This window comes from Cellulomonas sp. IC4_254, assembly GCF_011603975.1.
Taxonomy (GTDB): domain Bacteria; phylum Actinomycetota; class Actinomycetes; order Actinomycetales; family Cellulomonadaceae; genus Cellulomonas.
In genome coordinates this window covers 1-10,770 of the sequence record NZ_JAANNB010000137.1, presented here as the reverse complement: position 1 = coordinate 10,770, position 10,770 = coordinate 1, and the positions used below count along the sequence as shown (strand labels likewise).

General features: G+C 75.5%; 6 protein-coding genes and 1 pseudogene. 3 read left to right on the top strand and 4 right to left on the bottom strand.

Annotated elements, in window-relative coordinates; all coding sequences use genetic code 11:
* Positions 1 to 47: 47 nt before the first annotated feature.
* Positions 48 to 671, bottom strand: a complete 624-nt coding sequence (locus G6556_RS13295; protein WP_346774888.1) for a DsbA family protein — start codon at positions 669 to 671, stop codon at positions 48 to 50.
* Between the two features lie 261 nt (positions 672 to 932).
* Here G6556_RS13295 and pepN point away from each other — a divergent pair, with 261 nt between their 5' ends.
* The gene (pepN, locus tag G6556_RS13290) at positions 933 to 3,572 is read left to right on the top strand and encodes an aminopeptidase N (RefSeq protein WP_166942146.1); all 2,640 of its coding nucleotides are present in this window, start codon (positions 933 to 935) and stop codon (positions 3,570 to 3,572) included.
* Positions 3,573 to 4,028: 456 nt separating this feature from the next.
* Here the strand turns inward: pepN and G6556_RS13285 are convergent, their stop codons facing one another.
* Positions 4,029 to 4,634, bottom strand: a complete 606-nt coding sequence (locus tag G6556_RS13285) for a toxin (RefSeq protein WP_205693451.1) — start codon at positions 4,632 to 4,634, stop codon at positions 4,029 to 4,031.
* 43 nt (positions 4,635 to 4,677) lie between these two features.
* Positions 4,678 to 6,831 (bottom strand): 4-alpha-glucanotransferase, encoded by a 2,154-nt coding sequence (gene malQ, locus G6556_RS13280; protein ID WP_346774887.1) that lies wholly within the window; start codon positions 6,829 to 6,831, stop codon positions 4,678 to 4,680.
* 127 nt (positions 6,832 to 6,958) lie between these two features.
* On the opposite strand from malQ, the gene G6556_RS13275 reads away from it, so the two are divergent.
* Complete coding sequence (locus G6556_RS13275) at positions 6,959 to 9,190, top strand: prolyl oligopeptidase family serine peptidase (protein WP_166942143.1); 2,232 nt, start codon at positions 6,959 to 6,961, stop codon at positions 9,188 to 9,190.
* A gap of 97 nt (positions 9,191 to 9,287) precedes the next feature.
* Complete coding sequence (locus G6556_RS13270) at positions 9,288 to 10,292, top strand: mechanosensitive ion channel family protein (protein ID WP_166942140.1); 1,005 nt, start codon at positions 9,288 to 9,290, stop codon at positions 10,290 to 10,292.
* An 87-nt stretch (positions 10,293 to 10,379) separates the two neighbouring features.
* On the opposite strand, the pseudogene G6556_RS13265 reads toward G6556_RS13270, so the two are convergent.
* Positions 10,380 to 10,637, bottom strand: a pseudogene (locus G6556_RS13265) (PTS glucose/sucrose transporter subunit IIB); the annotation flags it as partial.
* Between the last annotated feature and the right edge of the window lie 133 nt (positions 10,638 to 10,770).

Genomic DNA, 10,770 nt, shown 5'->3' with positions numbered 1-10,770 from the left:
ACTGAGCGCCGGTCGCGCGTCCCGGGGGGCGGGCGCGCGACCGGCGCTCAGTCGAAGACGGGGCCCTTGGTGCGGGTGCGCTTGAGCTCGTAGAAGCCGGGGACGCCGGTGATCAGCACGAAGCCGTCCCACAGCCGGCCGGCCTCCTCGCCCTTCGGGGCCGGCGTCATCACCGGGCCGAAGAACGCCGTGCCGTTGACCGCGACGACCGGGGTGCCGACCTCGTCGCCGACCAGGGCGATCGCCTCGGCGTGCGAGGCACGCAGCTGCTCGTCGAACTCGTCGGTGTCGCCGTACGCCACGAGGGACTGCGGGAGCCCGACCTCGTCGAGGGACTCGCGGATGATCGCCCAGGTGTCCTTCCGGCCGCCCGGGTGCCGGCGGGTGCCGAGCGCGTCGTACAGCGGCTTGAGGTGCTCGGCGCCGTACAGCTCCTTGGCGGCGGTCAGCACGCGGACGGCGGCCCAGGAGTCGTCCATGAGCGCGCGGTACTCGTCGGGCAGGTCCCGGCCCTCGTTGAGCACGGACAGGCTCATCACGTGCCAGCGCACGTCCACGTCGCGCACCCGCTGCACCTCGGTCATCCAGCGCGACGTCATCCACGCCCAGGGGCACGCGGGGTCGAACCAGAAGTCGGCGGTGTCGCGGTCGGGCGCGGTCGTCACGGTCACTGGGAGGGCTCCTCGGGCTGTCGACGTCGGGGTGCGTGCGCGCGGACGCGGGCGCCGTCCGGTCGACCGCGCCGTCCGCCATCATGCCTCCTGACCCCGGGGCCGTGTCACGCGGGGGCCGAGCCCGGCGGCGCCCGGGCGGGGGCCGCGGCGGGGCCGCGGCGGGCGCACGCACCCGTCGGTTGGTGGAATGATGCGGCGACGGTCAGGCAGCCTGACCACCCGCAGACCTGCGACCGACGTTCCACGAGGAGACCCCGCGTGCCCGCAGAGAACCTGACCCGCGACGAGGCCCGCACCCGCGCCGCCCTGGTCGACGTCCAGTCCTACGACGTGGCGCTCGACCTGACGACGGGGCCGGTGACGTTCACCTCGACGACGACCATCCGGTTCACCGCCCGGGAGGCCGGCGCCGGCACGTTCCTCGACCTCATCGCCCCGGCCGTGCACCGCGTCGTGCTGAACGGGACCGAGCTCGACCCCGCCGACGTCGTCGCCGACTCGCGCATCCGCCTGGACGGCCTCGCCGATCAGAACGAGGTCCTCGTCGTCGCCGACGCGGCCTACATGAACACCGGCGAGGGCCTGCACCGGTTCGTCGACCCGGTCGACGACGAGGTGTACCTGTACTCGCAGTTCGAGGTGGCCGACTCCCGGCGCGTGTTCGCCGTGTTCGAGCAGCCCGACCTCAAGGCGACCTTCGCGTTCACCGTGACCGCGCCCGCGCACTGGGTGGTCGTGTCGAACTCCCCCGCCGTCGGCGAGCCGGTCGCGGTCGAGGGCGGCACGAACCGCAACGGCGGCCGCGACGAGGGCACCGCCACCTGGACCTTCGAGCCGACGCCGCGCATCGCGTCCTACATCACCGCGGTCGTGGCCGGCCCGTACCACCACGAGCACGGCGAGCTCACGTCGCGCGACGGCCGCACGATCCCGCTCGGCGTGTACTGCCGCGGCTCGCTCGCGCAGCACCTCGACACCGACAACATCCTCGACATCACGCGGGCCGGCTTCGCGTTCTACGAGGAGCAGTTCGACTTCCCGTACCCGTTCGCCAAGTACGACCAGCTGTTCGTGCCGGAGTTCAACGCGGGCGCGATGGAGAACGCCGGCGCGGTCACGTTCCTCGAGTCCTACGTGTTCCGGTCCAAGGTGCCGGAGGCCACGGTCGAGCGCCGCGCGGTGACGATCCTGCACGAGCTCGCGCACATGTGGTTCGGCGACCTGGTCACCATGCGCTGGTGGGACGACCTGTGGCTGAACGAGTCGTTCGCCGAGTACGCCTCCACCCTGGCGACCGCCGAGGCGACCCGCTGGACCACGGCGTGGACCACGTTCTCCTCGCTGGAGAAGGGCTGGGCCTACCGCCAGGACCAGCTGCCCTCGACGCACCCGATCGCCGCGGACATCCGCGACCTGGAGGACGTCGAGGTCAACTTCGACGGCATCACCTACGCCAAGGGCGCGAGCGTGCTCAAGCAGCTCGTGGCCTGGGTCGGCCAGGAGCAGTTCTTCGCGGGCGTCCGGCAGTACTTCGCCAAGCACGCGTGGGGCAACACCGAGCTGCGCGACCTGCTGACCGAGCTCGAGGCCACCTCCGGCCGCGACCTGTCCGCCTGGTCGGCGCTCTGGCTGGAGCAGTCCGGCGTGACGCTGCTGCGCCCGGAGATCGCCTCCGAGGTCGGCGACGACGGCGTCGAGCGGATCACCGCGCTCGCCGTGCGCCAGGAGGTGCCCGCCACGCACCCCGTGCAGCGCCCGCACCGCCTGGTGGTCGGCGGCTACGACGTCGTGGCGGACGAGGTCGGCGAGACCCGCCTGGAGCGCGTCGTGCGCGTCGAGCTCGACGTCGACGGCGAGCGCACCGAGGTGCCCGAGCTGGTCGGCGCGAAGCGGCCCGACCTGCTGCTGCTCAACGACGACGACCTCGCCTACGCGAAGGTCCGGCTGGACGAGCGCTCGCTCGCCACCGCGATCGCGCACCTGGGCCACTTCACCGAGTCGCTCCCCCGCACGCTCGTGTGGGCGGCCGTCTGGGACGCGACCCGCGACGGCGAGACCCCCGCGCGCGACTACGTCGACCTGCTGCTCGGCAACATCGCGCACGAGACGGACTCCTCCGTCGTGCTGGTGCTGCTCCGCCAGCTGCACACGGCGCTCGACCTGTACGTGGCGGCCGAGCACCGGTCCGCCACCGAGGTCGCCGCCGCCGACGCGCTGTGGACGCTCGCGACCGACGCCGAGGGCGGCAGCGACACCCAGCTCCAGCTCGTGAAGGCGTTCGCCGCCCGCGCGTCCACCACCGAGCAGCTCGACGCCGTCGCGGCGCTGCTGGACGGCGGCACCCGCCTGGACGGCCTGTCGATCGACACCGACCTGCGCTGGGAGCTGCTGACCTCGCTGGTCACGGGCGACCGCGCCGGCGAGGCCGAGATCGACGCCCAGCTCGCCGCGGACCCGACCGCGACCGGCCAGCGCGCCGCCGCGGCCGCCCGCGCCGCGCTGCCGACCGCCGAGGCGAAGGCCGCCGCCTGGGCCGCGGTCGTGGAGTCGGACGCGCTGCCGAACGCCCTGCAGGCCGCGACCATCGGCGGGTTCGGCCGGGTGCACGACCGCGCGCTGCTCCGCCCGTACGTCGCGCCGTACTTCGACGCCCTGGAGCGGGTCTGGGCCGAGAAGACGAACGAGATGGCGCAGAACATCGTCACGGGCCTCTACCCGACCGAGCTGGCGGACGACGCCGGCGAGGGCGCGGTCGACGTCGCCGGCGCCACCGACGCGTGGCTCGCCGCGCACCCGGACGCGGCCCCGGCGCTGCGCCGGCTGGTGGTCGAGGCCCGCGACGGCGTGCGCCGGCTGCTGGCGGCCCAGGCCGCCGACCGGCACTACCACGAGGTCTGAGCCCCACTCCGACCCGTCCCGACGCGCCCGTCGCCCCTCCCCCCGCGGGAAGGACGCCGGGCGCGCCGCTGCCCGGCCCCGGCCGCTGCTCGCCCTCGGTCACCCGCGCCGGTCGCGCGCCGGTAGCCGAGATAGGGCCTGCGGTTCGAGATAGGGCCGTCCACGGACCTATCTCGGCCGGGCGGTCCTATCTCGGCGACCGTTCGCGGCTCTGGTAGGTCCGCCGGGTGCGGTGCGTCCGACGCGTTCGGTGGTTCTGGCCCGGTTCGGTGCTCCCAGGCACCGAACTCGGCTGCAGCCACCGAACTTGACGCGCACGGCGGCCCGGGCGGTCGCCCAGCGTCCGCCGCTGGCCGTCGACGCTCCGCGTGAGTCGATGAGCGGTCGCGCATCGGTCGAGACAGGACCTGCGGTTCGAGATAGGGCCGTCCACGGACCTATCTCGGCCGGGCGGTCCTATCTCGGCGAGTGCTCTGGCCGGGCGGGAGCCTCATCGACCGCCGGGGCGGCCGGGGCGGCGGGCGGGAGCGCCGTCAGCCAGCGGCGGGCCGCGCGCGGGGTGCGCAGGCGCACCACCGGGACCGTCCCGTCCGCCGCCAGGCGCCGGTACCGCTCGCGGTAGCCGGCGTGCTCGGTCCACGACCAGAGCACGATGTTCTCCTCCGGGTCGGTGCGCACGAGCGAGCGCAGCGACTCGGTGTTGCCGTGGTAGATCGGCCGGCGGAGCACCGCCCGGGCCAGCGTCCGCCGCACGACCCGTGCCATGACGACCGGGCGCGGGTAGTCGAGCCACACGACGGCGTCCACGTCGTCGCCGAGCCCCTGCCGGGCGTCGTTCCAGTTGCCGTCGACCACCCAGCCGCCGGCGGCGTCGTCGAGGAACTCCCGGAGGATGCCCCGGGCCACCTCCGGGTCCTTCTTGACCCAGTCCGGGCCCCAGAACACCTCGTCGAGCTCGCGGTGCGGGACGCCGAGCCGCCCGGCGAGCGCGCGGGCGAACGTCGTCTTGCCCGCGCCGGAGTTGCCGACGACGCGCACGCGCCGCGGGGGCCAGGTGGTCATCCGGCCACCCTAGCGAGCAGCCCGGCGCCGCGGCCGCGGGAGGTCAGCCCTCCCCGAGCACCGCCGCGAGCGACCGCAGCCGCGCGTTCGTGAACAGGTCGTCGAGCAGCACCAGCCGCCCGGCGCCGTCGGCGAGCGGCACGCGCCAGTTCGGGTACTCCTGGTCGGTGCCGGGCTGGTTCTGCGCGCGGCGCTCCCCCACGGCGTCGGCCAGCGAGACGCCGACGAGCACGCTCGGCGTGCGCAGCACGTACCGGTGCAGCGCCTCGACCACCTCGCGCTCGCTCGGGTCGTCGCCCAGGAGCCCGCGCTCGCGCAGGACCGCCAGCATGGCCTCGCGCTCGACGCGTGCGGCGCGGCGCACCTGCTCGACGGGCTCGGTCAGCAGCCCGAGCCGCTCGCGCAGCGCGACGTGCTCCTCGGCGAGGTAGCCGGCGGTCGGCGGCAGGTCGTGCGTCGTCACGGAGGACAGCGCGAGCCGGCGGTAGTCCTCGGGCGGCAGCGGCCGGCCGTCGGCGTCCTTCTCGAACCACAGGATCGACGTGCCGAGGACGCCGCGGTCCGAGAGGTAGTCGCGGACCCAGGGCTCGACGTTGCCGAGGTCCTCGCCGATGACGACCGCGCCGGCGCGGTGCGCCTCCAGCGCGAGGATGCCGATCATCGCGTCGTGGTCGTACCGGACGTAGGTGGCCTCGGCGGGGCTGTTGCCCTGCGGGATCCACCAGAGGCGGAACAGGCCGATGATGTGGTCGATCCGCACGGCGCCCGCGTGCCGCAGCACGGTGCGGAGCATGTCCCGGTACGGCCGGTAGGCGACCCGCTCCAGCTCGGCGGGGTGCCACGGCGGCTGCGACCAGTCCTGGCCCTGCTGGTTGTACATGTCCGGCGGCGCGCCGACGGAGGCGCCGCGCGCCAGCACCGAGCCGAGCGCCCACGCGTCGGAGCCGCCCGGGTGCACCCCGACGGCGAGGTCGTGCATGACGCCGATCGACATGCCGGCCTCGTGCGCGGTGCGCTGCGCGGTGGCGAGCTGCTCGTCGCACAGCCACTGCAGCCAGCAGTAGAACCGGACCCGGTCGGCGAGCTCCGTGCGGGCGCGCAGCGCGCCGGGGGCGGCCGGGTCGCGCAGGTCGGCGGGCCACGGCGGGGCGCCGTGCTGCTCGACCAGCGCGCACCACAGCGCGAAGTCCTCGAGCCCGCGGCCCTCGCGCCGGCGGAAGTCGTCGAACGCGGACTGCCGCGCCGCGGACCGGGGCGCCGCGTACACCACCTCCAGGGCGGCCTTCTTGGCGGCCCACACGACGTCGCGGTCGATCGGCCCCTCGTCGGTGTCGAGCGCGAGCGCCTGCTCGGCGGACCACTCGACGAGCGCGCGGTCGGCGGACGACAGGTACGCCGTCTCCGGCACGTCCTCGACCCGGAGGTACAGCGGGTTCACGAACCGGCGGGTGGTCGGCAGGTAGGGCGACGGCGTCAGCGGCGGCACGGGCTCGGCGGCGTGCAGCGGGTTGATCAGCAGGAACTGCGCGCCCGCCTCGTGCCCGGACAGCCAGGCGAGGTCGGCCAGGTCGCGCAGGTCGCCCGCGCCCCAGGACGCCCGCGAGCGCACGGAGTACAGCTGCACCATGAGGCCCCACGCGCGCTCGTCGTCCAGCGCGGCGGGCAGCTCGAGGCGGTCGGGGGTGACGGCCAGCGGGCTCGCCGCCTCGCCGGAGGGGCCCGAGGTGCGCAGCAGGTGCCAGCCCAGCGGCAGGCCCGCCGGGACGACGAACGTCGCGCGCCCGACCTCGCGGCCGTCCACCGTGCGCGGCTCGACCAGGACGTCCGCCTGCTCGAGCTCGACCCGCTCCGTGACGGCCCCGGCGGCGCGCCGACCGCGGCCCTCCGCGCCGTCGATCTCGACCCACGCGCGCACCGGGTCGCCGTGGGTGACGTGCACCGGGACCTGCGTCTCCTCGGACCGCCGGGTCACGACGACCGGCGGCAGCACCCGGCGCCATGGGACGTCCTCGGCGTGCCGCAGCGCGACCTCGACCCGCTCGGGCGTCGAGGCGTCGACGCCCAGCGCGCCGAGCACGGCGACCAGGGTGGCGGGGGCGACGTCGCGCATCCCGCCGTTGAACTCCTGGAACTCCGTGGCGACGCCGTGCGCCCGCGCCAGGTCCAGCAGGGACTCGGGGGCTGTGTGCTCTGCCACACGCCGATCCTGCCAGAGGGACACCACTCACGCCGGGCGACGTCGCTGGTCGGTGGCGGTGCGGCCGCTCCGGGGCCCGCGCGGGGGCCGCCGTCGGCTGCCCCCGGGTGCCCGTAGGGTGGCGCGCATGACCGCCGAGCACGCCGCCGCCGACGCGGCCGACGCCGCCACCACGTCCGCCGCGCGCCCCGGCTACCCCGCCGCCCGCCGCCTCGACCTGGTCGAGGACCTGCACGGCCGCGCCGTCGCCGACCCGTACCGCTGGCTGGAGGACGCCGACGACGCCGAGACCGAGGCCTGGTCGACCGCGCAGGACGACCTGTACGCCGCCTACCGCGCGCGGGTGACGTCCGGCGACCTCGCCGACGGCCCGCTGGCGACCGGCCCGCTGACCGACCGGCTGCGGGCGCTGCTGGGCGCGGGGTTCGTGGGCGCGCCCGCGTGGCGCGGCGACCGCCGGTTCTTCTCCCGCCGCACCGGCGACCAGGAGCACGCCGTCGTCGTGGTGGCCGAGCCGGACCCGGACGCCCCGGGGGGCGAGCGCGAGCGGGTGCTGGTCGACCCCGTCGCCCTCGACCCGGCGGGCACGACGACGCTCGACGCGTGGCAGCCGAGCAAGGAGGGCGACCTCCTCGCCTACCAGGTGTCGCACGGCGGCACCGAGGAGAGCGTGCTGCACGTGCTCGACGTCGCGACCGGCGCGCTCGTGGACGGGCCCGTCGACCGCGCGCGGTACTCCCCGGTCGCCTGGGAGCCGGGCGGCGGCTCGTTCTTCTACGTCCGCCGCCTCGCGCCGGAGCTGCTGCCCGAGGGCGAGAAGCAGTACCACCGCCGGGTGTGGCGCCACGTGGTGGGCACCGACGCGGCCCAGGACCTCGAGGTGTTCGGCGACGGCCTGGACCTGACGAACTACTACGGCGTCTCGGTGTCCCGCGACGGCCGCTGGCTGATCGTCTCCGCGTCCGCCGGCACCGCGCCGCGCACCGACGTGTGGATCGCCGACCTGCACGCGACCGCGTCAGGCGCGGTGCCGGCGTTCCGCGAGGTCGCGGTCGGGTACGACGCCGAGGTCGGCGCCTGGGTCGGCCGCGACGGCCGGCTCTACGTGCACACCACGCTGGAGGCGGACCGCGGCCGGCTCGTCGTCGCCGACCCCGAGGAGCCGGGCGTCCCGCACTGGCGGACCCTCCTGGCCGAGGACCCCGAGGCCGTCCTCGAGGACGTCGCGTTCACCGACGGCGGCGGCGACGACACCACCCCGCGACGGCTGGTCGCGGCCTGGCGGCGGCACGCGGTCAGCGAGATCACGGTGCACGACCCGGCCACCGGGGAGCGGCTCCCCGGCGCCGCGGGCACGGTCCCCCTGCCCGGCCTCGGGTCCACCGGCGGCCTCGTCACCCGCCCGGACGGCGGCCCGGACGTGTGGTTCGCCTACACCGACCACACGACGGTCACCGAGGTGCACCGGTTCGACGCGGAGTCCGGCACCACGACCCTGTGGGCCGCCCCGCCCGGGGCCGTCGCCGACCTGCCGGACGTCCGGGTGCAGCGCGTGGTCGCGACCAGCGCCGACGGCACCGAGGTGCGCGCGTTCGTGGTGGCGCGGGCCGACGCGCTGGACGCCGACGGCCGGCCGCTGGCCCCGGCGCCGACGATCCTCTACGGCTACGGCGGCTTCCAGATCTCGCTCGACCCGGCCTACTCGGCCACCACGCTCGCGTGGGTCGAGGCCGGCGGCGTGTACGTCGTCGCCAACCTGCGCGGCGGCGGCGAGGAGGGCGAGGAGTGGCACCGCGCCGGGCGCCGCGGGCACAAGCAGCACGTGTTCGACGACTTCCACGCGGTCGCACGGCTGCTCGTGGACGACGGCTGGACGACCACCGACCGGCTGGCGTGCTGGGGCGGGTCGAACGGCGGCCTGCTGGTGGGCGCGGCGCTGACCCAGCACCCGGAGACGTTCGCGGCGGTCGTCTGCTCGGCGCCGCTGCTGGACATGGTCCGCTACCAGCGGTTCGGCCTCGGCACGACGTGGAGCGACGAGTACGGCGACGCGGACACCCCCCGCGAGCTCGACTGGCTGCTGTCGTACTCGCCGTACCACCGGGTCGTCGACGGCACCGCGTACCCGGCGACGCTGTTCACGATCTTCGACGGCGACACCCGGGTCGACCCGCTGCACGCCCGCAAGCTCGGGGCCGCGCTGCAGGCCGCCACGTCGGCGCCGGTCGAGGAGGCGCCCGTGCTGGTGCGCCAGGAGAAGGGCGTCGGCCACGGCGGTCGCGCGCTGTCCCGCACGGTGGCCCTCACGGTCGAGCAGCTGCAGTTCGTGGCGGACCGCACGGGGCTCGGGACCCGCTGAGGCGGCGCCGCGCGTCCGCACCGGACCCGTGTGAGGGTCCCGTGCGGGCCGCGTGCGGGGCGCGCGACCGCCGCGGGCGGCCCGTTAGCGTGGACCGGTGATCCTCTCGTCCCTCCCCTCCCGCGTGCCGGCCGCGACCGACCCGGGCGCCGAGATCGCCGACAACGCGAACGCGCTCGTCGACTGGCTGCTCGGCCCCGGCCTGCGCATCGCGATCATCGTGCTGGTCGGCGTGGTCGCCCTGCTGGTCGTCCGCCGCCTCATCAAGGCCGTCACCGAGCACATCGCCGACGGCAGCTCCCTGCTCCAGCGCGGCATCGCCAAGCCGCTCGGCGGGACCGAGGTGGCCGCCGCACTGCGCAAGGTCAACCCGATCGCGAACGCCCGGCGCACCCAGCGGGCCCGCACCATCGGCTCGGTGCTGCGCTCGACCGCCGGCATCGTGATCGGCACCATCGTGGTGCTGTCGGTGCTCGACCAGGTGGGCGTGAACATCGCCCCGTTCATCGCGTCGGCGGGGATCGTCGGCGTGGCGCTCGGCTTCGGCGCGCAGAGCCTCGTGAAGGACTTCCTGTCCGGCATGTTCATGCTGCTGGAGGACCAGTACGGCGTCGGCGACGTGGTGGACGTCGGCCCGGCGCAGGGCACCGTCGAGTCGGTCGGCCTGCGCGTGACCAAGATCCGCGACGCCGACGGCACGCTCTGGTACGTCCCCAACGGGTCGATGCTGCGCGTCGGCAACAAGACCCAGGGCTGGGCGAACGCCGTGGTCGAGGTGAAGGTCGACTACTTCGCCGACCTCGACCGCGTGACCGACGTGCTGGTCGGCGCGGCGACCCGGCTGGCCGAGGACCCGGCGCTCGGCCCGTCGATGGAGGGCTCGGCCACCGTGACCACCGCCGAGGACCTGTCCTTCGACGCGGTCACCGTCAAGCTCGTGCAGCGCACCGCGCCGGCGCGGCAGTGGGCGGTCGCCCGCGCGCTGCGCACCGCGGTCCGCGAGGCGCTGGAGGCCGCGGACATCCCGCTGGCCGGGCAGCGCGAGGCCCTGGAGGCGCACCGCGAGCGCGTCTCGGCCACGGACGACACCGCGACCGACTGACGCCGCGACGCGCGACGGCCCCGGCCGCACGACCCCCGAGGGGGCCGGTGCGGCCGGGGCCGTCGTCGTCGGCGCCGGCGGCCTGCGTCAGCGCAGGCCGTCGAGCTCCGCGGCCAGGTTGTCGGCCTCGGGGCCGACGATGACCTGCACGATGCGCCCGGAGCGCACGACGCCGAACGCGCCGGTCGCCTTGAGGGCGTCCTCGTCGACACGCTGGGGGTCGGTGACCTCGACCCGCAGGCGCGTGATGCAGGGCTCCAGGTCGACGACGTTGCCGCCGCCGCCCAGCGCCACCAGGATCTGCTCTGCCTTGCTCAATGGAACCCCCGTCGTGCTGTTCGTGCCGGACTGCCCCCGCGACCACCCGCGGGCGGACGCCTGACCTCCAGCCTAGTCCGCGCGGCGGCGCACGCCCGGCGCGACGCCCGGCCCCCGCCGCGCACGGTGCGAGACTGTCGGCATGACCGAGCAGCCGCCG